Genomic DNA, 25,437 nt, shown 5'->3' on the forward strand with positions numbered 1-25,437 from the left:
GGTGAGGAGGAAGTGTGATGAAAATGGTTTTCAGATGGTATGGAGAAGGAAACGACTCCGTCACCCTTGAGCAGATCAGGCAGATTCCCGGTGTAGAGGGGATCGTTTGGGCGCTTCATCATCAGCCGCCAGGTGAAGAATGGCCATTGGAAGAAATTTTAGAAGTGAAGCGGCAGTGTGAACAGCACGGTTTTCACATTGAAGTTGTTGAAAGCGTTAACATACATGAGGATATTAAGCTCGGGCTGCCGACGAGAGATCTGTATATTGAAAAATACAAGCGAACGATTGAAAATTTGGCCAAAGCCGGCGTAAAGGTGATCTGCTACAATTTTATGCCTGTATTTGACTGGCTGCGGACCGATTTATACAAAAAGGCTCCAGACGGTTCCACCGCTCTGTTTTATGAGCACGCAAAGGTGCACACAATCGACCCTTTTGCGCTTGTCGATCAAATCGCCAATCACCCCGAATTCACGATGCCGGGCTGGGAACCGGAGCGGCTGGAGCATCTGACAAGGCTGTTTGAAGCCTATCAAAATGTGACGGAGGAGGATCTTTGGAGCCATCTTCACTATTTTCTTGAACACATCATTCCAACCGCCGCACGCTGCGGAATCACAATGGCGATCCATCCCGATGATCCGCCGTGGCCGGTTTTCGGACTCCCGCGCATCATGACTTCAGGAGAAAGCATCGGAAGGCTGCTTCAGCTTGTCGATCATCCGGCTAATGGCGTGACACTGTGCAGCGGTTCATTGGGGGCCAATCCCGAAAACGATCTTTCCGCCATGATCCATGCGTATGCTGACCGGATTCCATTTGCCCATATCCGCAACGTCAAAGTCTACGAAAACGGCGATTTTATCGAAACATCGCACAGAACAAAAGATGGCACCGTTGACATTTGCGGGATTGTCAAAGCCTATCATGAAACAGGTTTTTCAGGCTATGTGCGTCCGGATCACGGCCGCCACATCTGGGATGAAAAGTGCAGGCCCGGCTACGGTCTGTATGACAGGGCGCTCGGTATCATGTATTTATGGGGCATATGGGATTCGCTTAATAGAGAAAAACGGGAGGCTTCACAATGCTTGAAATCCATGAAAATTTAGCGGGGAAAACTGCGGTCATCACAGGCGGCAGCGGGGTGCTTTGCGGCGCGATGGCGAGAGAGCTCGGCCGGCAGGGTATGAAAGTTGCCATTCTTAATCGAACCGTTGAAAAAGGAGAACTTGTGGCCGAAGCTATTCGAAAAGCCGGCGGCGCAGCGATTGCCGTTGAGTGTGATGTTATCAATCAACGAAGCGTTGAACGGGCGAAGCGCGTTGTGGCCGACCGATTCGGCAACTGTGATCTATTGGTGAACGGGGCCGGCGGCAATCACCCCAATGGTACGACATCAGATGAAACATTCAGCTCCGCGCACCTCTTCCAGGACAACATCAAGACATTATTTGATCTGAACTGCGATGATGTCGGTTCTGTTCTCAATTTAAACTTCCTCGGTTCTTTCATTCCAACACAGCAATTTGCAAAAATGATGCTGAACCAAAAAGGGGCATCCGTGATCAATATTTCTTCAATGAGCGCCCAAACCCCGATGACGAAAGTGCCTGCTTACAGCGCGGCGAAAGCGGGCATCGACAATTTTACGAAATGGCTGGCCGTCTATCTGGCCGAAACGGGGATCAGGGTCAATGCCATTGCCCCGGGGTTTTTCCTAACCAATCAAAATGAACGGCTTCTTCTTGATCAAAACGGCGAATTTACCGATAGAGCAAAGAAGATCATCTCTCACACCCCGATGAAGCGTTTCGGCAGCCCGGAAGATTTGCTGGGGACGCTGCTTTGGCTGGCGGATGAGAAGATGTCCGGATTTGTTACCGGTATAACAGTGCCGGTGGATGGCGGGTTTACGGCTTATGCCGGTGTCTAAACCATGCGATAAAGGGGAGGCCGATACATGAAGCAGATTGTGTGTGAAAAGCCTTATCATTTTAAAATGACGGATGTGAATATGCCGGAACTTAAGGATGGGGAAGCATTGGTCCGCATCAAACGAATCGGAATTTGCGGGACGGATTTTCACGCTTATTGCGGAAAACAGCCGTTTTTCTCTTATCCAAGAGTGCTCGGACACGAGCTGTCCGGTGAAATTGTCAGCATCGATGATACCGGCGGAATGCTTATGCCTGGCGATCAAGTGTCAATTATTCCTTATTTGGAATGCGGGACATGCATCGCCTGCCGGAACGGCCGACCCAACTGCTGCGTGAATCTGAACGTCCTCGGTGTCCATACAGATGGGGGAATGCGGGAATACATAAACATCCCGGCAGACCACCTGCTAAAAACAGAAGGATTGACGCTCAGCGAAGCCGCTGTCATTGAATGTTTGAGCATCGGCGCCCACGCTGCAGAAAGGGCAAATATCAAAAAAGGGGAAGCGGTGCTTGTCGTTGGAGCGGGGCCTATCGGGCTCAGCGTGATGAGATTCGCAAAATTGAAGGGGGCGAAAGTCATCGCGATGGATGTCAGAAATGAGCGTCTCACATTTAGCCGTGAATGGGCTGAAGCCGATGAAGTTGTATTAGCGGGAGAACATGCGGCAGATGAGATCAAACGGTTGACGAACGGCGACTATCCGGCGGCTGTCTTTGACGCGACAGGGCACCTTGGATCGATGAACAGCGCTTATCAGTACGCCGCCCACGGGGGCCGGCTGATCTATGTCGGACTGGTTCACGGCCATCTGGTCATGCCCGATCCTGAAATCCACAAGCGGGAGCTGACCATTTTATCCAGCCGCAACGCATTAAGAAGCGATTTTGAGACGGTGATGAAAGCGATCAGGGATGGCGGAGCGGATGCGAACCGGTTTGTTACCGGTCAGATTGCGTTCCGCGATGTTGTTGACGGATTTCAATCAGCACTTGCTCCGGAAACCAATCCTGTGAAAGTGTTGATCCATCTGTAAAAACGCATAAAATGAAAACGTTTTCTAAATTCCGGAAAGAGGGGGTTGCCCATGTTTTCAAACGGCCGCGGGTTTGTCATCGTGATGCTTTTTTTGGCGGGAGTGATTAATTATTTGGATCGTTCAGCATTGTCTGTCGCCGCTCCTTTTATTCAGGAAGATTTGAACATACGTCCGGCGCAGATGGGCATGCTGTTCAGCAGTTTTTTCATCGGATATGCCATCTTTAATTTTATCGGCGGCTGGGCATCAGATAAGTATGGAGCGAAACATACGCTGTCGGCTGCAATGGTCGTATGGTCGGTTTTCAGCGGCGCCATTGCACTGACATATAATTTCGTCTCACTGTTTATCATCCGCGTCATTTTTGGCATGGGGGAAGGTCCGCTGTCAGCTGCAACGAGCAAGTCGGTCAACAATTGGTTTCCGCAAAAAGAAAGAGCAAGGGCGCTCGGCATGACGATGTGCGGAACGCCGCTCGGCGGAGCCATTTCAGGACCGATCGTCGGATTGATCGCGATCCATTGGGGGTGGAAAGCTTCCTTTGTGTTGATCATGATCATCGGGCTTATCTGGACTTGGTTCTGGATGAAATTCATGAAAGATAAGCCGGACGATTCCCGCAGTTTGTCCCCTGAAAAAGAAGCGCGTCCGAAAAAGGATACCGGGATCCCGCTGTCTTTTTATTTGAAGCAGCCGACCGTGCTGTTTACGGCGTTCGCATTCTTTTCTTACAACTATATTTTATTCTTTTTCTTAACGTGGTTTCCGAGCTATTTAACGTCAGCCCGGGGGCTGAGCATACACGATATGAGCGTGGCAACGATGATACCGTGGGTTGTCGGATTTCTCGGTCTCGCGCTTGGGGGATTTATATCGGATTATCTGTTCAAGCTGACGGGCAAACAGATGTTTTCGAGAAAAGCCGTGCTTGTGTGCTGCCTTTTGGCTGCGGCGGTATGCATTGGGTTTGCCGGGCTTGTCACGACTGCGTTTGGAGCTGTTGCCCTTGTCGCACTATCGGTTTTCTTTTTGTATTTGACCGGCATCACATACTGGGCGATTATACAGGATATCGTTCATCCGGACAGGGTCGGGGGCGTGAGCGGATTCATGCATTTTCTTGCCAATACGTCCGGTATTATCGGTCCGACGGTTACAGGGTACATCGTCGAGTATACCGGGGCTTTCACAAGCGCTTTTTTGCTTGCGGGAGGGCTGGCGGTGGCAGGTTCTATTTGCGTCGCTTTGTTTGTGAAACCGATACGTTCTGAGAAGCTGCCTCAATCTGTTGCAGAAGGCGGACAGGGGCATCCTTTATGATGCACTTGCTGCTGCTGGAGGCATAAAAAACCCCCCCTACTCAGCAGGGAAGGAGGGGGAAAGTCCAAGCTTCACGGTTTGTTTTTTCTTTTGTTCAGCGTTTTAATGATTTTCTCGCTTCTTCTTCTGAGAAGAGAGGTATAGTCTGACAGGCCAAATTTTGCGAAATCGACGTGTTTGACTTGTTTTTTCAGTTTTTTCACAGCATCACCTAATTCAGCGCTTTTAGTTGATTGGTTTATTGTATGTATGAAACGGGAAAACGGAATAAGGACGGGAGAATTTTCCCGTCCTCGTTAAGCTTTTTTTCTTTTATACTCGCCGATCAGCCGTTCGTTTTGCCGGAAAATCCGTTCGGTATGGGGGCTGACTTCGTATTTCGCGATATTGGTTTTGGATTGCCTTTTAAACATTTTAAAGGCGAGGCGCTTTTTTGCGCTTTCATGGTCTTGCTGAAAAGCAGGCTCCATCAGTCGTCACCTTCCTCTTCGTTTGGTAGCAGAAGATCATAGATGCTTGTTAAAGAAGTAAACAGGAGGTAGTCAAATTCTGTGACAAGGTCTTCTGAGGTTAACTTCATGACATAGTCAAAATCGTGGATGGAAAAAGGAATGAGGACCATTTTTCCGTTTTCTTCATAATAAACGTCTTTGCGCTCAAGCTTTTCTTGAACATCGAACCGGTTTTCCATATGCTCAAGCAAATGATCCTTGCTTTCTTCTGAATTATATTCGCAAAGTGCAGCGGATATATTCATTTTTTCGGCAAACCGTTTGATGAGCTTTTCGATCCCTTCTGCATACGCTTCTATATTTCCATAATAGATGTGGATCGGTTCGTTTTTCAATAGGTATTGAAACGTTTTCAGCCTGTTTTGATACGTGTGGAGGAGGTCGTTGTTTTCTTCGAGAAGCATTCTTGTGTCTGTCGCGAGTTCGGAGCTGCCGAGCTTTTTAAAGTAGGCGTTTAAGAAAATAAAAGCGTCTGTCAGCGTGAAAAAAACGGCAACAATCAGGTAATGAAGCGGGTTCGTGAAAATCGACTGCGGATCGTGCGTCCAATAAATTACGGCGCCGATAACATAAAGCAGGTACCACGTTTTTCGGATCGCGACCGTTTTTTCGGTGAGCTTTTTTTCAAAACGCCACACGGCAGCTACATACAGAGCCAGCGCCAAAACAATGAGCCAAACAAGGAATTGATAAAATAGCAGCATAACTGGTTTCCCTCTTCCCGAGAAATAGTGCAGTTCCTATTCTATTGTTATGCCGGCTTTCTTTTAAACATGAAAACTCCCGTCCTGGATTCGGACGGGAGTGTGCTGATTAAAAGAATAAATCAAGTATGAAATAGGCAAATGCACCGATGGTTGCCGAAATGGGAAGGGTAATGACCCATGTGATCAACATCCGCTTTGCGGTGCCCCAGTTAACGCCTTTCACCCGGTGGGAAGCGCCCACGCCTAAAATGGATGAAGAAATGACGTGTGTCGTGCTGACAGGCAAATGGACGATCGTCGCACCAAAGATGATGAGGGCTCCCGTCAAATCTGCAGAGACACCGTTGACGGGACGGATCTTCATGATTTTTCCGCCGACGGTTTTGATGATTTTCCAGCCGCCGACAGATGTTCCGAGTCCCATGGCTGTGGCGCATGCAAACTGCACCCAGAACGGGATATCGGTTGTACTGTGCAAGTTACCCGCAATTAAAGCCATCGTAATGATACCCATCGCTTTCTGTGCATCGTTCGTGCCGTGCGTATAGGACTGTATGGCAGCTGTCGCGATTTGAACGCGCCGGAACCGCTTATTCGTTTTGGCCAGATTGCTGTTCTTAAAAATGACTTTGACGATGCTGTAGATCAAATATCCTAAAACAAACGCCAAAATGGGCGATAATATAAGTGCTTCGATAATTTTAATAAATCCGTGGTATTTAATCGCGGCGAATCCTTCCGATGCAATGACAGCTCCGGCAATCGCTCCGATGATCGCGTGGGATGAGCTGCTGGGAATGCCGAAATACCAAGTCACCAGGTTCCATGTAATGCCCGCGATAAGAGCTGCAAGGATCACGACCGATCCGTTTTCCAGTTTGAAAGGGTCGGCGATATCGCTCGTAATGGTTTTCGCTACGCCTGTGAACGTCATGGCGCCGGCGAAGTTCATGACAGCCGCCATTATAATGGCGTGCCTTGGTTTTAACGCTTTTGTCGATACCGAGGTGGCGATCGCATTTGCCGTATCATGAAACCCGTTGATAAAGTCAAATGCCAAAGCAAAGATGACAATCAATATGGTTAATACAAATAAAAGATCCATTATAATCCCTCGTTACGCATTTTTCATTATGATGGTTTCTAAATTGTTTGCTACACTTTGGCATGAATCTGCGATTTCTTCAAGCGTCTCATAGATTTCCCTGTACTGGATCACTTTAATCGGATCGGTCTCTTTTCCAAAAAGATTCTTCAGCGATTTGCGGTGCAGGTTATCGCAGTTATGTTCGTATTCTTTAATTTTAATGGCGTGCGGCTGAATTTCATTCAGGCGATTTTCCGCCAGCAATTCAATCGTCAGCAGAATTTCTTTTGCGCATTCTCTGATATAGCCGCTGAATTTATCAATATGCTCATCTGAAGATGTGATCGAGAAGATTTCCATCATGGCTGAAAAGTGTTCGATGCCGTCGAGTACATCATCGAGGCTGTTTGTAAGCTGAAGGATGTCTTCGCGTTCGATAGGCGTGATAAATGCTTTGTTCAGCTCCTTAATCATCGTATGTACATAATTATCTCCTTTTGTCTCATACTCTTTTAAGGTATCCGCGAATTCTTTAAGGGTTGTCTGATTCGTCACTTTATAGTTAACAAAATACTCAGCTGTTTCGTCTAAATTTTTTGCAATTTCCATCAAAAGCACGGAAAACTTGTCTTTTTTTCTTTTCAACATTTGTAACCCTCCATTGTTTAAATAAGACAATGCACACATCAAAATATTATATAACTTTTTGTCGAAAAAAAACAGGTGCAGTCGAAAAAAACCATTTAATTTTTAGATATTCACATCTTTTAGATGGGCGCAAGCACCAGCTGCATCCGGGATTTTATGATGATAATAGGTGTTTTCTCCTTTCAGCTAATTGTGTCAAAAGAACGAATGACAGGGTTTTTTTGTTGAATTTGGGAGTTTAGGTTCAAAAAAATAGAAAATTGGGAGTTTTCCTTATTTTCAGTTCACTTTCCTGTTATAGTAGTAATAAACTGGAAAGGAAGGTGATCTGATGAGACGGTTAGCTTTCTTAGTTGTTGCGTTTTGCTTGGCGGTTGGTTGCTTGTTCAGTCCGGTGTCAAAAGCAGAAGGGGTCATGAGCGGCGGAGATGGTGATAAAGTCGCCGTCGGGAAAGACGGTATGGTGGCTACGGCCCATCCGCTTGCATCAAAAATCGGAGCCGAGGTTTTGAAAAAGGGCGGGAATGCCATTGATGCAGCAATTGCGATTCAGTATGCACTGAATGTAACGGAGCCGATGATGTCGGGAATCGGCGGCGGCGGATTCATGATGGTCTACGACGGCGAGACGAAGGAAACGTCGATCGTCAACAGCAGGGAGCGTGCTCCAGAGGGTGCCGAACCTGACATGTTTTTGGATGAAGACGGAAAGGTGATTCCTTTTTCAGAAAGGTCGAGACACGGAAATGCGGTCGGTGTGCCGGGAACGCTGAAAGGGCTCGAAGCAGCGCATAAAAAGTGGGGAACAAAGAAAATGGAAGACTTGATCTCGCCTTCAATTAAGCTTGCAGAAGAAGGGTTCCCGATCGATTCGGTTTTAGCCGATGCGATAAAGGACCATCAGGACAAGCTGAGCAAAACGGCCGCAAAGGATATTTTCCTTCCGGACGGTGAACCTTTAAAAGAAGGCGATATTCTCGTACAAAAGGATTTGGCCAAGACGTTTAAATTAATACGGAAAGATGGGTCAAAAGCCTTTTATGATGGAGAAATCGGCCGGGCGATTGCGGATGTCGTGCAGGATTTCGGGGGTTCGATGACACCTGATGACCTGTCCCGCTATGAGGTCACAACAGATAAGCCGATCTGGGGCGAGTACCACGGCTATGATATCGCAAGCATGCCTCCTCCAAGCTCAGGCGGAGTGTTCATGCTGCAGATGCTGAAATTAATTGACGATTTTCATTTATCGCAATACGATCCAAAATCGTTTGAAAAATATCATCTGCTCGCGGAAACGATGCACCTCGCCTATGCGGACAGGGCGGCATATGCAGGCGATCCGGAATTTGTCGATGTTCCGCTCTCAGGGCTGCTCGATCCCGATTATATTAAGGAGCGGCAGCAGCTGATCAGCCTTGATTCGATGAACCGCGATGTGAAAGCGGGCGATCCGTGGAAATACGAGGCGGGAGAGCCGAATTATGAAATCGTGCCTCAGCCTGAAGATAAGACGATCGGGGAGACGACACATTTTACCGTCACGGACCAGTGGGGCAATGTTGTCTCTTATACGACTACGATTGAACAGCTTTTTGGAACGGGGATTTTAGTGCCCGGTTACGGACTGTTTTTAAACAATGAACTGACCGATTTTGATGCGGTTCCAGGCGGAGCGAACGAAGTCCAGCCGAATAAAAGGCCGCTTTCAAGCATGACGCCGACGATCGTGTTTAAAGACGAAAAACCGGTGCTGACTGTCGGTTCCCCGGGAGGAACGACGATCATTGCTTCCGTTTTCCAGACGATCTTGAATTACTTTGAGTACGGCATGAGCCTTCAGGATGCGATTGAAGAGCCGAGAATCTATACGAACAGCCTGACTTCGTACCGCTATGAATCCGGAATGCCGAAGGATGTCAGACTGAAGCTCAATGACTTCGGCCACAGATTCGGCGCGAATCCGGTTGAAATCGGCAATGTCCAAAGCATTTTCATTGACCGGGAGAACAAAACATTTATGGGGGTTGCCGATTCGAGCAGAAACGGGACGGCGGTCGGCGTCAACATTAAGACATCGGCTAAATAGCGGAAGCAAGGGGCTTGGTCTAAGGCTTTTAGATCAAGCCTTCTTCCGTCTGTCAGCGGGGAAAAAAGGATTTTTTTCGAAAGAAGAGAAATATATTTTTTGTAAGCGTTTACTAAATTTGCGAAGGAGGGAGACCATGATTCACACGTTGGCAAATGGATTTTACCGCTTTTGCGAGTGGGTGATGCGGCTCGCCTATTTGAATCTGCTGTGGATCGGCTTCACGCTGGCGGGAGCGGTCATCTTCGGTTTAGCGCCGGCGACTGCCGCGATGTTCGCTGTGACAAGACAGTGGGCGCTGGGAAAGACGGATATCCCGGTGTTTCAGACGTTTTTTCAGGCGTTTAAAAAGAAATGGGCCAAAGCAAGCGTTCTCGGTTTGATATTGGGTCTGGTCGGTTTATTGCTGATTGTTGATTTTCAAATTGCGGCCGTCTATTTTCACGATCAGCCGGTTATCTTAAGCCTGTTCATCAGTTTGTTTATCATTTACGCCATCATCCTCTTATACGCTTTTCCAATTGATGTCCACTACGATTTAAAACGGAGTGCAGTGCTGAAATACAGCTTTATCATCGGCTTTTCCCGTCCGCTCACCTCGTTTTTCATGCTGATCAGCGCGTTTGGCATGATTCTGCTCGCTTTATTTCATGTCACATTTCTTCTGTTTTTCAGCGGCAGCGCTTTAAGCTTCATTTTGACGAAGCTCACGTTTCAGGCGTTCCGAGCAATCGACGGGCGCCGGACAGATAAGCAGGCTGCCGTCACACGCTTGAAATGAAGGTGTTCGTTCGGTGAACCGCTATCAGCATTTAAAAATTAAAGATCAATTGTTTATCTTGATTTCACTGATCATGGCCGTTTCGCTCATCCTGATCTTGAGCGGCGTTCAATACGCGTTCCGTGTATATGACCAGCAGATTTACAGGAAGTCGTCACAGGTGCTGATGCTATCATCAAAAAGCATTGAAGATGAATTGAAAAAGATTGAGGATGTGTCATATCAACTGACCACTGACGCTGACATCCAAGCGAACCTTCTGAAAGCCGGCCGCGGCCAAAACAAATACGGGCGCTACCGGATGAAAAGCAAAATTTGGGATAAGCTTGCCGAATATACCGGCTCTAAGCGGTACATTAAATCGATTCATTTGTTTGATGCTTCCGGCACCGAGTATTCCGCAGGAGCGAATTTAACCGAAGCATTGCGGGAGCAAAAGAATGCGCTGATCGAAAAAGCGTCGCGCCAAAAAGGCAGCAACACGTGGGAGCCCATGCCGGGTGAAACCGGCGAGCTGTTATCCGTCCGGGAAATCCGCTCCTATGAGCGTTTAAACCTTGACCATCTGGGAACAGTGGTGATTGTCGCCGATTTAAAACGGGTGATTGGCGATCTTCCGAAAGACTGGGGGGAAGGCGCGGGCAAGATTGCGATGTCGGACGGGCGGGAGCTGTTTTTTTCTGAAATGCCTTTCAGCCAAACCGATGGACTTCGTTTATCTTCCCATGCTGAAAACGGATATGACATTGTGGAGGAAAACGGCCAGCGCTTTTTCGTTTCATATGTCAAATCAGCGTATAAGAATTGGACGTATTGGAGCCTGATCCCCTTTGACGCTATGTTTTCGAAAATCTCTGCGATGAAGACGATCCTGATTTCCCTTTTTATCCTCTTCTTTCTGATTGCGGTCCTCTTTGGAAGAAAAATGGCCAGGGGCATTACGAGTCCGATTGAGAAGCTGGTGGCAGCCATGAAAAATGTCCAAAACGGCGATTTTAAACTGGCGCCGCTCACTCGCGCTCCTTCAGACCGGCAGGATGAAGTCAGCGTCTTAAACCGCAACTTTTTTACGATGCTTGAACGGATCAATGAACTGATTGCCGAGAACTACAAGAAGCAGCTGATGCTGAAAGAGACGGAATTTAAAGCGCTCCAAGCGCAAATCAACCCCCACTTTTTATACAACACGCTCGAGTCGATCAACTGGCTGGCAAAAACGAACCATCAGCCGCAAATTTCAAAGATGACTGAATCTCTCGGGTTTTTGCTCAGGAATGCCATCAATATGAAAACCGACGTGCTGACGATCGAGGAAGAAGCTGAAATTGTGCTCCACTATTTTACGATTCAGCGTTTTCGCTTTGAGGAGCGGCTCGTTTTTGAGCTCGACATTGAGCCGGCGGTGAAAAAATGCCGCGTGCCTAAGCTTGTTCTCCAGCCTTTGGCTGAAAATGCGATTACATACTGTCTCGAGCCCTTCATTGAACCTTGCCATATTCACATTAAAGCATATAAAAAAGGCGGGCTTGTCTATTTAACGGTTGCTGACAACGGACCGGGCATGGATGAAGACTTTTTGGAAAAAGCGAGAAAAGAGCTTGTCCGGACAAGAGACAGAGGAATCGGGCTGCAAAATATCGATGAGCGCATTCAGCTGATGTTTGGCAAAGGGTATGGCTTGACGATTTCAAGCGAAAAGAACAAGGGAACCGAAATGATGATTAAAATACCATTTCAAAGCGGGGTGTGATGATGTATAAAGTGCTGTTGGCGGACGATGAACGGATTATTCTCGACGGCATCTCCAGCATGATCGAATGGAATTCGTTCGGGACGTCTTTGATCGGAGCCGCGCAAAACGGGATTGACGCCTACCGCCTGATTATGGAAGAGCGGCCGGATATTGTGATCAGCGATATTAAAATGCCCGGGATGGGAGGACTCGAACTGATCGAGAAAGTATCCCGCGACCACCCGTCAATCCGGTTTATTTTGCTGACGGGCTTCGGCCAGTTTGAATATGCAAAAAAAGCGATGTCATACGGAGTCAGGCATTATTTGCTCAAACCCTGCAATGAAAGCCACATTACAGATTCGCTTCAAAGCGTGATCGGCGAGCTGAAAAAAGAGGAATCGGCGCAAAAAGTGAAAACCGATCTGGAGATGATGAAACCGCATCTTATGAAGCAGATGCTAAAAGAGCTGGTCACGGGCGGCCGCATCGAGGATGAAACGTGCCTGCGCTTCTTTTCAGAGCAAAAGGTCATCAGGCTGATCCTGTTTTCCGTCCGGGACGGGGATGACAAAGACTATGCACGAGGCGTTGAGTCGATTGCGGATGAGGTGCTGAACGGTTCTGTCATCGCTTCGGCCCGCGTTCAACAAGTGCTTGTCTGTGCAGTAGACGGAGCATTGGCTCCCGCCGTGCTTGAGGAAAAAATGAAAAGCGTCCAAGAGCTTTCACGCCATCTGCTTCAATTTGAACCTGAAGCATCACTCAGCGAAAGCGGCAGTATCAGCGAAGCCTCCGTGATGTATGAAAAGGCATACGCACAGATCGTCCAAGATGAAGGAGAGACATCGGTTTTAATCGGGAGGATGCTCGATCTCATCGAAAAGGAAGCCTCAAATCCGAAGCTTTCGCTGAAATGGGCAGCCCGCAACATGCTGTACATGAATCCGGATTATCTCGGCAAGCTGTTTAAACAGGAAACCGGTGAAAGGTTTTCAAACTATGTCGCAAAGGTGCGCATCGAAAAAGCGATCGCGAAAATGAAGAAGTCTAAAAACACGGCCATCGGCGCACTGGCAGAGGAACTGGGGTTTGGCCATAATCCGAAATACTTCAGCCTTGTTTTTAAAAAATACACGGGACTCACCCCGTCAGAATTTCGAAAAAAAGAAGAAAACACGTTTTAATGCCGCCGGGTATATCCGGCGGTTTTTTGCGTATTGACGGAATCTCTGTTTTTTTAACATTCTTCTCTGTTTTTTGAGTTTCTGGGACAAAAAGTTGAATTTAAAATGAAATGTAAGCACTTGCAAAATAAGGAGGGGAAATGTTGATGAGAAGATTTGTGTTTTTCTCATTTTGCGTTTTGCTGACGCTCGGCCTGTTTGGATGCAGTTCAAACACTGAAGAGGCGGCCGGTGCGGACGGCAAAAAGAAGGTTACCTTGAGGGTCGCGTGGTGGGGCGGACAGCCTCGGCATGATTATACATCAAAAATCATCGAGCTGTATGAAAAGGAACATCCGCATGTCAAAATCGAAGCGGAGTTTGCGAATTGGGACGATTATTGGAAAAAGCTTGCCCCGATGTCTGCGGCGGGTCAGCTGCCAGATGTGATTCAGATGGATATGGCGTATTTATCCCAATACGGCAAGAAAGGCCAGCTTGAAGATCTGACTCCGTACGTCAAGGACGGGACCATCAATACCGAAGCGATTGATGAAAAGACGATCAAAGGCGGCAAAATCGGTGATCAGTTATACGGCTTCCCGCTCGGTGTGAATGTGCTGTCGGTGATTACAAATGACGACATGCTAAAAGAAGCGGGCGTTGAGATTGACGACGGCAGCTGGACGTGGACCGATTTTGAAAACCTGGCGCTAGAGGTCGAGGAGAAGACGGGGCAATACGGTTCAAACGGCATGCATCCGCCTGATGTCTTTTTCCCTTATTACTTGAGGACGAAGGGCGAGCGCTTTTATAAAGAGGACGGCACAGGCCTTGCTTATTCAGACGACAAGCTGTTTGTCGATTACTTCAAGCGGCAGGTGAAGCTCGTTGATGAAAAAGCATCGCCGACACCTGATGAAAGCGCGCAAGTGAAGGGAATGGAGGACGATTTTATCGTTAAAGGCCGAACGGCTGCAACATGGAATTATTCAAATCAGTTTTCGGCGTTCGCACAGCTGACCGATGCGCCTCTTTCATTAAAGCTGCCTCCTGAACAGGCGAAAGAAAAAGCGCTGTTTTTAAGGCCGAGCATGCTGTTTTCAATCCCGAAAAGCTCCGAGCAAAAAAAAGAAGCGGCTGCATTCATCGACTTCTTTATTAACAATGAAAAAGCCAATGCCCTGATCAAAGGAGAAAGAGGCGTGCCGGTTTCCTCCAAAATTGCGGAAACGGTGAAGAAAGAACTGAGCGAAGAGGAGAAAAAGATTTTCGAATATGTCGAACGGGCTTCGGAGTCCGCAGGAGAAGCGGAACCGCCTGAACCGATCGGCAGCGCCGAAGTTATCAAACTGCTAAAAGACACGTCAGACCAGATTTTGTTTAAAAAGATCACGCCTGAAGAAGGAGCCGCGAAGTTCAGAAAAGAAGCGGACGCGATACTGAAAAGAAACCAACAATGATAAGCGGGGCAAGTGGAGGAAGGCCGCTCATCAAATGCAGGAGGAAGTGAACGTGAAGCGAAAAAAAAGAATTGACAATTTGGCGGGTTACGCCTTTATTTCCCCGTTTATTATCGGATTTTTATGCTTTACCGTCATTCCGATGGGAGCCTCGCTGTTTCTGTCTTTTACAAGCTACGATCTGTTCACCGCGCCCAAATGGGTCGGCCTTGACAATTATAAGGCAATGCTGACAGATGATGAAAAGTACTGGGGCTCGCTGAAAGTGACGTTTTATTACGTGCTCGCCGGTGTTCCGCTGCGCCTCGCGTTTGCGCTTTTCATCGCGGTGATTTTGAACAGAGCCGAAAAAGGTGTCGGCATTTACCGGACGCTTTTTTATCTCCCGTCCATTATCGGCGGCAGCGTGGCGGTCGCGATTATGTGGCGAAATGTATTTGGCAATGACGGTGTTATCAATGCGCTTTTATTCTTCCTCGGTTTTGACAAGAAGATTCTTTGGTATCAGGACCCGACAAGCGCATTGTGGACCTTGATTCTTTTGTCGGTGTGGCAGTTCGGCTCTTCCATGCTGATCTTTCTTGCCGGATTGAAAAATATCCCGCCGATGTATCAGGAAGCGGCAAGTGTCGACGGTGCAAACAGATTTCAGCGGTTTTTTCTCATTACGCTCCCGCTTCTCAGCCCGATCATCTTTTTTAACCTGGTGATGCAGACCATTTCAGCCTTCATGACCTTTACGCCGGCCTACATTATTTCAAAAGGGGAAGGCGGTCCGCTTGACGGGACGCTTTTGTATTCCCTCTATTTGTTCCAGCGGGCCTTCAACTTTTTCCAAATGGGCTACGCATCGGCGATGGCATGGGTGATGCTGATCCTGATCGGCCTTGTCACATTCATATTGTTCAAAACTTCATCCTTATGGGTGCATTACGAATCGAAGGAGGGGTAGCTGGTGAAGCCGGTAAAAGACATTTCGGGGCGGGCAGCGCCTGCCCCGCTTCCCACAGGAAAGGGAAAGAAAAGAGCCGGGCATCTCGTGTTTCATATCGCGACTGCCAGTCTTGCGATCATCCTTTTGTATCCCGTTATCTGGCTGATTGCAAGCTCGTTTAAAGAAAGTGCGAGCATATTCGCCACATCCCATTCGCTCATCCCGGACCCTTTGATCCTGTCCAATTATACGGAGGGTTGGAAAGGGATCGCCGGACAGCCGTTCATCACATTTATTAAAAATTCGCTTATTATCGTCGGCCTCTCGACGGTCGGCGCGGTTTTGTCCTCAGCGTTCATCGCTTACGGATTCGCGCGGATTCCGTTTAAAGGGAAGGCATTTTGGTTCAGCTGCATGATGGTGACGATGATGCTGCCGCACGAGGTGCTGATGATTCCGCAATACATCATTTTTGCAAAATTGGATTGGCTGAATTCATTCAAGCCGATCGTTGTTCCCCAATTTTTCGGGCACGCGTTTTTTATCTTTCTGATGATTCAGTTCATCAGGACGATCCCGGTAGAACTCGATGAAGCGGCAAAAATTGACGGCTGCAGTCGTCTCGGCATCTTTTTCAGAATCATTTTGCCATTGATCGCGCCGGCGCTCGCGACGTCCGCCATTTTCTCGTTTTACTGGAAGTGGGAGGAGCTGATCAATCCGCTTCTTTACTTGAACAAGCCGGAGCTTTACCCGGTTTCTATGGCACTAAAGCTGTTTTTAGATACGGAAACGGCGTCTAACTGGGGGGCGATGTTTGCGATGTCAGTCGTCTCACTCGTCCCGGTAATCCTCGTGTTTTTCGTTTTTCAAAAATCAATCGTCCAAGGAATCAGCATGAGCGGATTAAAATAACAAAGGAGAGAAAAGTGCATGACAAAGCTTGTTTTTGATGAAGAAAAACTGAATGAAGTGATCGACAGAATCGTCAAGCGGACATTTGAGATGGATTTCGAATGGGATTGGCCGGGCGGCGTCGCGTTTTACGGCGTCGCTGAGGCGTATGAAGCAACCGAAAATGACGAATACCTCGAACTTTTGAAAAACTGGACGGATGAAAAACTTGAAGACGGCTTGCCTAAGCTGTCGATCAACGGGGTATCCATCGGGCATACCCTTCTGTCGCTCTACCAGGCGTCAGGAGATGACAGTTATCTTGACACCGCCCGGCAAATGGCGGACTATGTGCTCCGCGAAGCGCCCCGGTTCGCAGACGGGATTTTGCAGCACACCGTCAACTCAGAGAAACATGTATTCCCTGAACAGGCATGGGTCGATACGATGATGATGGCGGGCTTGTTCCTTCTCCGAATCGGAAAACTTGTCGGCAGCGAGGAATATTTTGAAGACGGGCTGCGCCAGTATCACGGCCATGAAGAATTTTTGCAGGACATGGAGACCAATCTTTATTATCACGGATGGGACCATGTGGCCAAAAACAATCTGTCAGGCATATTTTGGGGAAGGGGAAACGGATGGGCAGCTTTGACGATGGCAAAAGCGCTCCCTTTGATCGATGTTACGCATCCTTCATATATGATCATTGACGGTTCGCTCCGAGACTTGTTGAGCGCGCTTGTCAGGCTTCAGCATCCTTCTGGTTTATGGCACACCGTACTGACGGACCCTGATTCATATCTTGAAGTGTCGGGGTCTGCGGGAATTGCTTCCGGCCTGCTGTCCAGAGGCTCGCTATACCACAAATCCGTTCAGAAGGCGCTCTCAGCTATAACAGATGCGGTCGCGCCTGACGGAAGGGTGGAACGCGTTTCAGCGGGCACAGCGGTGATGCGGGATGCGCGGGGTTACAAAGACGTTCCGTATAAACGGATTCAAGGCTGGGGACAGGGGCTTGCCCTGACTTTTTTGGCCGACGTCGTCCGCTCCAAGTCGCGTGCGTTCCAATAGAAATTGAAAAAGAAACATTCTTTTCATTGCAGTGGGGGGAGAGGGATGAAAAAGCTGCATCAAAGGTATGTTTCACGGCGAAAAGGGAGTTTTTTCAAAAAAAGCTTTGTGCTGATTCTGCTGATTGCGTGTATTCCCGGTTTATTGACGGGTGCAGGAATCTATTTGTTTTCCGCTGCAAAAATTGAAAAAGAGCTCCAACAAATGCACGAAAACCAGGTGAAACGCCAAATCAGCCAAATCGATGACAAGCTGGAAGGGCTTGAGATCATGCTCTCCCAGCTTGCATATGATCCGCGCCTGATGAACGGTCTGGCCGATGCCGATCTGCAAACGGATTTTCAAACGACGTACAAGCTCTCAAAATCGCTGTTTTTGCTTCAGGATCAAAATCCGCTCATTCACAAGGTTGAACTGTTTATTCAAGGGAAGGAGCCGATTCTCTTAAACCCGGAATACAGCGGAATGACCGACCGGAACATCTTAAAGGCCTATCATTCGCTGCTTGAAGGCGGTCAAAACGTTTATTGGAAAGACATGAGCCGCGCGCCGTACGGAATGGCGCTTGTCCACAAAATTCCGGGAGGCATCTCAGAGCCGTTCGGCGCGCTGATTTTGACGCTTGACGAAAAAGAAATGGGGCATTTGCTGGAAAGCCTTTCACCGTATTCAAAGGGAACAGCGCTTCTTTTTCATCATAATCAGAAGCCTGTTTCTTGGAGCAAACGCGGCAAAGCTGATTTTGAAAGCGTTTTAAAAGAAAGGCTTGAGAAACAAAAAAATCAACAGGGCTCCTTTGTGATGGATTGGGACGGAGGGGCGTATTCCGTTTCATACGGACGAATGGACAGATTAAACCAGGAATGGACCTATGTCTCGGCTTCACCGATGTCGGCGATTACGGCTCCGGTGTTGTTTTTATCAAAGCTCGTCGCGTCGGTCAGCATCGCCGGGATCGTTCTTGCCTTCATTCTGTCATGGTATGCGTCACACAAAATTTATTCACCTGTCGCAAGGCTGATCAAGCTCTGCTCAGGAGAGGGTAAGGCCGCTCATTTTCCGGATGAATTTCATTGGCTCGAGAAGCGCTGGGAAGACCTGACTAAGGAAAGCGGCAGACTGAAAAAGGAACTGCCCCAGGCTGCAAACGTTTTTTTTCAGCGCCTTCTCGGCGGATACTTTGCAGATGAATCAGAGAGGAATTTGAGAGATCGTCTGAAAAGGTGGGGCTGGGAAGCGAAAGACAATGTGTTTACCATCATCGATATCCAGCTGACGGGTCTCTACGAAGGGAACGGAGCTTTTACAAAAAAGGATGAAAGTCTGGCGGGCTTTTTGCTGGGCAACATTACGCGCGAACTGGCTGGCAGGACATTCAAACATATTTATATGACCGATGTCCGTTCGTTATCGCTCGCTGTGCTGCTGATGAGCGGCAGGAAAACAGCCTTCAAGGAAGAAACCGCCCAATTTGTGCGTGAGCTGACGGATGTGATCTGCGGCATATCAAGGCTCCACGTCACAGTGACGGTATCTAAAACCGCTGACATGTTAAAAGACATTCCCGGCATGTATGAAGAGGTGAAAGAAGGCAGGCATTACAGACAGTTCGAAAACGCCAGCCAGGTGATCGATTTAAGCCGGCGGGAAGACATGCCTCCCGCTGAATCATACTATCCGTTCACCCTTGAAAAAGAGGTCGTCAGGGCGTTGCGGCTTGAAGAAAGGGATGAAGTCGAAAGGCGGATCAGGCTGTTCATCCGGGAGCTGTCCGATAAAGGAAAGACGGAAATCCGCATCCAGCCGGGCATGATGCAGCTGTTGGCAAAGATCCAGGAAGAGATCTTTCATTCCGGCCTTCACCCTTATGAATTGTTCAGCCGAAAAAATCTGCTGCAGGAGCTTTCAGAGCTGAGGGAGCCGGAAAGGGCCGTCGGCTGGATGATGGAGCGTGTCGTAAGCCCGTATCTTAAAGAAATGGAAGGCAGGAAAAACAGACAGCAAAAACGGCTTGTCGAACAGGTGCTTGAGATGATTCATCAGCATTATATGAACGATATCTCGCTTGAAAGCTGCGCTGATCAAGCCGGGACGAATTCGTATACGCTGAGCAAAGCTTTCAAACAAGTAACCGGCATCAATTTTATCGACTATGTTACCCGTCTCAGAATCGAAAAAGCGAAAGAGCTCCTTCTTGAAACGAATAAAAAAATCCATGACGTTTCTGAAGAGGTCGGCTACAGACACAGCTATTTCAACCGGATTTTCAAGAAGCAGGTCGGCATTCCGCCGAGCCGCTACAGGCAGATTCATCAGGAATCTTCGTGAAAGGGAGAGTGTTATGAAACAAACAGACAAAAAGCCAAAAGTGACAGTATATTTGGCCGGGGATTCGACCGTCGCAGACTGTCCCCCGCATGAAGCGCCGATGGCCGGCTGGGGACAGATGCTTCCGCTGTTTTTCTCAGATGAAGCTGCGGTCGTGAATATGGCAAAAGGCGGGGCCAGTTCGAACAGCTTCATTGATGAAGGCCGGCTCGATGACATGACGGAGCGGCTTGCGCCTGGTGATTATGTGTTGATCCAGTTCGGCCACAACGATCAAAAGCCGTACGGAACAGACCCGTATACAACCTATCAGGAGCATCTTGTCCGCTATGTGGAAGCGGTTCGCGAAAAACTTGCGACTCCGGTTTTGATCACTTCTGTAGAGCGCAGACGCTTTGATCAAAACGGAAAGCCCGCCGATACACTCGGGGATTTTCCGAAAGCGATGAAGGCGCTCGCTGACCGCTTCGAAGTGCCGTTGATCGATTTATGGTCCAGAACAAAAGCGCTCTATGAATCTCTCGGAATGGAAGGCTCAAAACGGCTGTTCGTCCACTTTCAGCCGGATGAACACCCTCATTATCCAAATGGAATCGAAGACAATACCCATTTTTCCGAGGCGGGGGCCCGTCAAGTCGCCAGGCTGGTAACAGAAGGAATCAGAGAGCTCGGTCTGCCTCTAGCGGCTTATCTTCATTGTGAAAGGAGCGATTTCCGTGCCGGCGTGTAATGCAAGAGAAGGAAGCCTGATGTATCGAAACCCTTTATCATCTCCTGAAGATCTCCGCGGCTGGGTGATGGAAGGGAAAGGAATCGTTCGTTTTCCGCACGGCCGCCTGCAGATGGAGAACGAACTCGACGCTGAGCAATATGGGGACGATGCCCATTTTGTTTACTGGTGTCCTGAGACATTCCCTGATGGAATAGTTGTGAAGTGGGATTTCTATCCTGTGCGGGAGCCCGGCTTATGCATGATATTTTTTGCAGCAACCGGCATGAATGGGGAAGATTTATTCGACGGACGGCTGGCGGAGAGAACAGGAAATTATCCGCAATATCATTCAGGGGACATCAACACATTGCACCTGTCGTATTTCAGACATAAGCATGCTGATGAAAGAGCATTCCGAACATGCAACCTCAGGAAAAGCCGCGGTTTTCACCTCGTCTGTGAGGGGGCCGATCCGCTTCCGCCCGCTGCTGACGCTTTGCCTCCCTACCGGATGAAGCTCATAAAAGACGGGGCATCCGTTCATTTTTCAATCAACGGGCTGCCCATTTTGGAATGGGAGGATGACGGCAGGCGTTTCGGCCCGGTTTACGGAGGAGGAAAAATCGGTTTCAGGCAAATGGCTCCGCTGAAAGCAGCCTACGCCAACTTTGAAGTGCGCAGGCTGCTGCGCGACTGAAAGGGGGATCGGACATGCGGGAAAAAGGCGTGATGGCGATGATGTACGGCGCTTGTGAAGCGATCATGAAAATCGCCTGGCTGAACGCGCTCTGGGTTCTATTCACGCTGGGAGGAGGCGTTGTTTTCGGCTGGGCTCCGAGCACGGCCGCGATGTTCACGGTCGTGCGCAAGTGGCTGCTCGGCCGGACAGACGCACCGGTATTCAAAACGTTTTATCAAACGTATAAAAAAGAGTTTTTCAAAACAAACGGAATTGGCTTCATCCTCATCGCCGCCGGCACAATTTTATTTGTAAACTATCAATTTTTCCGCGTCCGTGAGGATTTATTTTCAATCATCATCAGCTATGCCACACTGATGGCCGGGCTCATGTATGTCGTAGTTTTCGTGTATATTTTTCCGCTTTACGTTCACGTTCAGCTGCCGTTTGCCCGCTATTTTTCACAGGCTGCACTGATCGGTCTCGTTCGTCCTTTGACGACGGCCGGAATGGCTGCTGCTGGGGGCTTTGTCGCTTATGTGCTGTTAACGGTTCCGGGACTGATCCCATTTTATGGTGTCAGTTTGTTTGCTCTTGTATCAATGTTCATCGCACATCGCTGTTTTTTGCGTCTGGAAGGCTAGCTGAACCGCTTAAAATCGGACTTGAACACATCTTTTCCTTTCGGCAAAAAAGTGCAATTGAATAAAAATGGAAGCCGTAATAGAATCCCTTTTTAAGTAAGCGCTTACAAAAAGGCGAAGGGAGAAGATGATGAAAAAAGGAAAGAAAAGGTGGAAGAAACTGTTGGCCGCGTCATCTCTTTTATTGATTACGCTTGTGACCGGCTTCTCGGAACAAGCGGAAGCAGACGGGCGGACGGCTGCGCAGGCAAGGCAAATGGAATCGCTGAACCGGGGGCTTGTCGCTGTTAAAACGGGGAACGGTGTTTTTGTGAGCTGGCGGCTGCTCGGAACCGAGCCCGCTTCTGTTTCATTTAATGTGTATCGAAACGGAAAGAAGCTGAACGGTTCCCCGATTACATCGAGTACAAACTATCAAGATGCGGGCGGGGATTCGAATGCCGTTTACCAGGTGCGCGCTGTTTTGAACGGTGTGGAGCAGGCTCCTTCTGAAACCGCCGGAGTTTGGAATAAACCATACAAATCTGTTCCGCTGCAAAAACCGGCCGGAGGAAAAACGCCTGATGGGGTGTCATTCACATACAGCGCCAATGATGCGAGCGTCGGCGACCTTGATGGAGACGGCGAATATGAAATCATTCTCAAGTGGGACCCTTCCAATTCAAAGGATAATTCACATGACGGATACACGGGAGACGTGCTGATTGACGCATACAAGCTTGACGGGACCATGATGTGGAGAATCAACCTTGGCAAAAACATTCGCGCCGGCGCCCATTATACACAGTTTCTCGTCTATGACTTTGACGGCGACGGAAAAGCGGAAATCGCCATGAAGACGGCCGACGGGACGAAAGACGGCAAGGGAAAGGTGATCGGAAATGCAAACGCCGATTATCGTAATGCCCAAGGCCGAATTTTGTCAGGCCCTGAGTATTTGACGGTTTTTAAAGGCGATACAGGCGCTGAGCTTACAACGGTCAACTACGAACCTGCCCGGGGAAATGTAGCCGATTGGGGAGACAGCTACGGCAACAGAGTTGACCGATTTCTGGCCGGTGTCGCATACCTTGACGGGGAGCGGCCGAGTTTTGTCATGGCACGCGGGTATTACACGAGAACAGTGCTTGTCGCTTATAACTTCAGAGGCGGAAAGCTGACCAAGCTGTGGACGTTTGATTCGGACGCTCCCGGAAATGGCGCTTATGCCGGTCAAGGCAACCATAGTTTGAGCGTCGCTGATGTTGACGGAGATGGAAAGGACGAAATCATATACGGAGCAATGGCTGTCGATCATGACGGTAAAGGTCTTTATTCAACCGGATGGGGACATGGGGATGCCATGCATACAGGAAACCTGGACCCGTCAAGACCGGGACTCGAAGTCTTTCAAGTGCATGAAAACAGCAATTCTCCTTATGGATTGTCTTTCCGGGACGCGAAAACGGGAAAGATCATCTGGGGAGTTCACGCAGGCAAGGATGTCGGACGCGGGATGGCTGCTGATATCGATCCGCGCTACGAAGGAGCGGAAGTATGGGCGAACGGCGGTCTTTATACGGCAAAAGGTGTAAAAATCGGGAGCACATTGCCTTCATCAACGAACTTCGGCATTTGGTGGGACGGTGATCTCCAAAGAGAGCTTCTGGACAGCAACAGAATTGATAAATGGGATTATCGAAATTCGCGAACCGTTAACTTGCTGACAGCATCCGGAGCTTCGGCAAATAACGGAACAAAAGCGACGCCGTCCCTGCAGGCTGACATTCTCGGAGACTGGCGCGAAGAAGTGGTCTGGCGAGCAGATGACAGCAGCGAACTGCGCATCTACACGACGACAGATGTGACGGAACACCGCTTGTATACGCTGATGCATGATGCCGTCTATCGCCTCGGAATCGCCTGGCAGAATGTCGGCTACAACCAGCCGCCGCACACCGGCTTTTATTTAGGCGAAGGCATGCAGACACCTGAGAAACCGAACATTTATACACGCTGATGAAAAGGGGAGCTGCATAATGAAGCGATATGTTCGCTGCGTATCGGTCATCCTCCTCCTTTTCTTCTTCAGCACGGGAATGGGGGGACCTGTGCAGCCGAAAGCCGCTCTCGCACATCACAATCAGGATCTTTTTCTGTTCGATTTTGGAAAAGGTCCCGCTGAAAAGGATTATGTGAAAGTGAACGAGGCCTCCGCGTATCAAAATGGTGCAGGCTACGGATTTTCACGGGCAGGGAGCGCTGTGTGCAAAAAGACGCAAAAAAAAGAAGCGCTCAAGAAAGACTATTGTGTCGTGAACCGGACGGCTTTTCTGGCGGATCTTTCTCCAGGCGAATACCGCGTAACCGTATTTGCCTCATCCCGCGGTGAATTGAAGCTTTATGCCGAAGGAGAGGAAATGGGAACGATCCCGGCCGGAGCAAAGGGAAGTTCAGCCGAAAAATCGTTCACCGTTACGGTGGAAGACGGGCGTCTCGATTTGGAGTGGAAAGGACCTCAGCCAAAAGTGTATGCCGTCGAAATTTCGAAGGTATATCGGTTTGATTTCGGTGACGGGCCTCTTGCTTCAGGCTTTATTCCGGTAGGCGCACAATCGGCTTATACTCCTCTAAAAGGCTACGGATTTGACGACACAGCAAAGGTGACTTGTCCGGACCGCGGCACGGCCGATCCGCTTCGTTCAGACTTTTGCATACCGGGTGGGACGGCGTTTACGGTCGATTTGCCTGACGGTCTGTATCATGTCCGGCTGATCACCGGAGATGCCCGGGCAAAAACGAACATGGATGTACGGGCAAACGGCATGCTTCAGCTGTATTCATTTGGAGCGGAAGCGGGCGGATACAACGAAAAAACGTTTCCGATTCAGATTTCCGGCGGCCGCCTTTCCATTCAAGCCTTAACAGCGAGAACAGCGCCGCGCCTCAATGCGCTGGTCTTGACGAAGACGGCTTATCATGTAACAGATGACAAGACGACGGTCTTTCTGGCGGGAGATTCCACGGTCTCCGATTATGAACCAGGTTATGCGCCGATGGCAGGCTGGGGGCAATTTTTAGGCGGCTATTTCTCGGATGAAATCGTCATCGACAACCAGGCGAAACGCGCGAGAAGCGCGAAAAGTTTTGTGGATGAACGGTCGCTGGATACGATTTTGAACCGGATGAAACGGGGCGATTATTTGTTGATTCAGTTCGGTATCAATGACGCCGGGCAAGATCCGGCCCGCCATACAGATCCGTATACGACATTTCAGGAATACTTGAGAACATACATTAACAAAGCCCGCGAAAAAGGAGGACGTCATGTGCTCGTCACTTCTCAAAGCAAACGTACCTATGATGAAAAGGGCGTTTTCTACAACAGCATCGGAGAATATCCGAACGCAATGAGACAGCTGGGACGGGAAATGAACGTTCCGGTGATCGATTTAAACAAAAAAAGCATTGAATATTACAACGAGATCGGCGTTGAAGCGACTAAAAACGTATTTATGTTTTTAGAGCCGGGAGAAAGCCTGAATTATCCAGACGGAATCCAGGACAGGGTGCATTTTCACGAGTTCGGTGCAAACCAGTTGGCAAGGCTCGTGACAGAAGAAATCTCCGATTTGAACATATATCCGCTGAAACGCTCGCTCAAGAAATAAGGTGTCGGGAGAGCCGGTCTCCGGTTCTCCCGTT

General features: G+C 48.8%; 23 protein-coding genes. 18 read left to right on the forward strand and 5 right to left on the reverse strand.

All coding sequences use genetic code 11. From position 1 onward, the window contains the following. Nucleotides 1-17 precede the first annotated feature (17 nt). The 4 genes from uxuA to MHI30_RS07005 are packed head-to-tail and all read left to right on the forward strand — an operon-like array spanning nucleotide 18 to nucleotide 4,303. The gene (uxuA, locus tag MHI30_RS06990; protein WP_075753245.1) at nucleotides 18-1,115 is read left to right on the forward strand and encodes a mannonate dehydratase; all 1,098 of its coding nucleotides are present in this window, start codon (nucleotides 18-20) and stop codon (nucleotides 1,113-1,115) included. Continuing rightward, a complete protein-coding gene (locus MHI30_RS06995) occupies nucleotides 1,091-1,939 on the forward strand; it encodes an SDR family oxidoreductase (protein WP_075753243.1) in 849 nt (282 codons plus the stop codon). Before uxuA ends, MHI30_RS06995 begins: the two co-directional genes overlap by 25 nt. A gap of 27 nt (nucleotides 1,940-1,966) precedes the next feature. Beyond that, on the forward strand, nucleotides 1,967-2,980 hold the full coding sequence (locus MHI30_RS07000) for a zinc-binding alcohol dehydrogenase family protein (protein ID WP_145699683.1): 1,014 nt from the start codon (nucleotides 1,967-1,969) through the stop codon (nucleotides 2,978-2,980). Between the two features lie 51 nt (nucleotides 2,981-3,031). Further along, on the forward strand, nucleotides 3,032-4,303 hold the full coding sequence (locus tag MHI30_RS07005) for an MFS transporter (protein WP_026579844.1): 1,272 nt from the start codon (nucleotides 3,032-3,034) through the stop codon (nucleotides 4,301-4,303). 71 nt (nucleotides 4,304-4,374) lie between these two features. On the opposite strand, the gene MHI30_RS07010 is transcribed toward MHI30_RS07005, so the two are convergent. The 5 genes from MHI30_RS07010 to MHI30_RS07030 all read right to left on the reverse strand — a co-directional run bounded on the left by MHI30_RS07010 (nucleotide 4,375) and on the right by MHI30_RS07030 (nucleotide 7,257). Further along, the gene (locus MHI30_RS07010) at nucleotides 4,375-4,506 is read right to left on the reverse strand and encodes a hypothetical protein (RefSeq protein ID WP_023856733.1); all 132 of its coding nucleotides are present in this window, start codon (nucleotides 4,504-4,506) and stop codon (nucleotides 4,375-4,377) included. A 93-nt stretch (nucleotides 4,507-4,599) separates the two neighbouring features. Next, a complete protein-coding gene (locus MHI30_RS07015) occupies nucleotides 4,600-4,773 on the reverse strand; it encodes a type II toxin-antitoxin system SpoIISB family antitoxin (RefSeq protein ID WP_020451046.1) in 174 nt (57 codons plus the stop codon). Further along, complete coding sequence (locus MHI30_RS07020) at nucleotides 4,773-5,519, reverse strand: type II toxin-antitoxin system SpoIISA family toxin (RefSeq protein WP_020451047.1); 747 nt, start codon at nucleotides 5,517-5,519, stop codon at nucleotides 4,773-4,775. The genes MHI30_RS07015 and MHI30_RS07020 overlap by 1 nt, the downstream gene beginning before the upstream one ends. A gap of 109 nt (nucleotides 5,520-5,628) precedes the next feature. Next, on the reverse strand, nucleotides 5,629-6,627 hold the full coding sequence (locus MHI30_RS07025) for an inorganic phosphate transporter (RefSeq protein ID WP_075753239.1): 999 nt from the start codon (nucleotides 6,625-6,627) through the stop codon (nucleotides 5,629-5,631). A 12-nt stretch (nucleotides 6,628-6,639) separates the two neighbouring features. Then, a complete protein-coding gene (locus MHI30_RS07030) occupies nucleotides 6,640-7,257 on the reverse strand; it encodes a DUF47 domain-containing protein (RefSeq protein WP_020451049.1) in 618 nt (205 codons plus the stop codon). A 331-nt stretch (nucleotides 7,258-7,588) separates the two neighbouring features. On the opposite strand from MHI30_RS07030, the gene ggt reads away from it, so the two are divergent. From ggt to MHI30_RS07100, 14 genes are all read left to right on the forward strand, one after another. Next, the gene (ggt, locus tag MHI30_RS07035) at nucleotides 7,589-9,346 is read left to right on the forward strand and encodes a gamma-glutamyltransferase (RefSeq protein WP_075753237.1); all 1,758 of its coding nucleotides are present in this window, start codon (nucleotides 7,589-7,591) and stop codon (nucleotides 9,344-9,346) included. Between the two features lie 136 nt (nucleotides 9,347-9,482). Next, entirely contained in the window at nucleotides 9,483-10,127 is a 645-nt protein-coding gene (locus MHI30_RS07040) for a YesL family protein (protein ID WP_154495648.1), read from the forward strand. A gap of 13 nt (nucleotides 10,128-10,140) precedes the next feature. Beyond that, nucleotides 10,141-11,877 (forward strand): sensor histidine kinase, encoded by a 1,737-nt coding sequence (locus MHI30_RS07045; protein WP_075753235.1) that lies wholly within the window; start codon nucleotides 10,141-10,143, stop codon nucleotides 11,875-11,877. A 2-nt stretch (nucleotides 11,878-11,879) separates the two neighbouring features. Continuing rightward, nucleotides 11,880-13,046: a response regulator gene (locus MHI30_RS07050; RefSeq protein WP_075753233.1), complete on the forward strand. Its 1,167-nt coding sequence runs from the start codon at nucleotides 11,880-11,882 to the stop codon at nucleotides 13,044-13,046. Between the two features lie 140 nt (nucleotides 13,047-13,186). Beyond that, a complete protein-coding gene (locus MHI30_RS07055) occupies nucleotides 13,187-14,488 on the forward strand; it encodes an ABC transporter substrate-binding protein (RefSeq protein ID WP_075753231.1) in 1,302 nt (433 codons plus the stop codon). A gap of 34 nt (nucleotides 14,489-14,522) precedes the next feature. Further along, a complete protein-coding gene (locus tag MHI30_RS07060) occupies nucleotides 14,523-15,440 on the forward strand; it encodes a sugar ABC transporter permease (RefSeq protein ID WP_041817190.1) in 918 nt (305 codons plus the stop codon). 87 nt (nucleotides 15,441-15,527) lie between these two features. After that, nucleotides 15,528-16,337 carry a carbohydrate ABC transporter permease gene (locus tag MHI30_RS07065; protein WP_252606914.1) on the forward strand — a complete coding sequence of 270 codons (810 nt, stop codon included), beginning with the start codon at nucleotides 15,528-15,530 and terminating at the stop codon, nucleotides 16,335-16,337. An 18-nt stretch (nucleotides 16,338-16,355) separates the two neighbouring features. After that, on the forward strand, nucleotides 16,356-17,390 hold the full coding sequence (locus MHI30_RS07070) for a glycoside hydrolase family 88 protein (protein WP_075753227.1): 1,035 nt from the start codon (nucleotides 16,356-16,358) through the stop codon (nucleotides 17,388-17,390). A 45-nt stretch (nucleotides 17,391-17,435) separates the two neighbouring features. Next, nucleotides 17,436-19,718 carry a helix-turn-helix domain-containing protein gene (locus MHI30_RS07075; protein WP_075753225.1) on the forward strand — a complete coding sequence of 761 codons (2,283 nt, stop codon included), beginning with the start codon at nucleotides 17,436-17,438 and terminating at the stop codon, nucleotides 19,716-19,718. Between the two features lie 13 nt (nucleotides 19,719-19,731). Continuing rightward, nucleotides 19,732-20,448, forward strand: coding sequence for a rhamnogalacturonan acetylesterase (locus MHI30_RS07080; RefSeq protein WP_075753223.1), 717 nt, complete (start codon nucleotides 19,732-19,734; stop codon nucleotides 20,446-20,448). Nucleotides 20,449-20,467: 19 nt separating this feature from the next. Further along, complete coding sequence (locus MHI30_RS07085; protein WP_075753476.1) at nucleotides 20,468-21,127, forward strand: YesU family protein; 660 nt, start codon at nucleotides 20,468-20,470, stop codon at nucleotides 21,125-21,127. Nucleotides 21,128-21,141: 14 nt separating this feature from the next. Further along, nucleotides 21,142-21,753 carry a YesL family protein gene (locus MHI30_RS07090; RefSeq protein ID WP_075753221.1) on the forward strand — a complete coding sequence of 204 codons (612 nt, stop codon included), beginning with the start codon at nucleotides 21,142-21,144 and terminating at the stop codon, nucleotides 21,751-21,753. A 130-nt stretch (nucleotides 21,754-21,883) separates the two neighbouring features. After that, nucleotides 21,884-23,752: a rhamnogalacturonan lyase gene (locus tag MHI30_RS07095; protein WP_154495652.1), complete on the forward strand. Its 1,869-nt coding sequence runs from the start codon at nucleotides 21,884-21,886 to the stop codon at nucleotides 23,750-23,752. A gap of 19 nt (nucleotides 23,753-23,771) precedes the next feature. Continuing rightward, nucleotides 23,772-25,403 (forward strand): rhamnogalacturonan acetylesterase, encoded by a 1,632-nt coding sequence (locus tag MHI30_RS07100; RefSeq protein WP_237562665.1) that lies wholly within the window; start codon nucleotides 23,772-23,774, stop codon nucleotides 25,401-25,403. Nucleotides 25,404-25,437: the final 34 nt, after the last annotated feature.

Source organism: Bacillus sp. FSL L8-0528, assembly GCF_038593085.1.
Taxonomy (GTDB): Bacteria; Bacillota; Bacilli; order Bacillales; family Bacillaceae; genus Bacillus; species Bacillus paralicheniformis.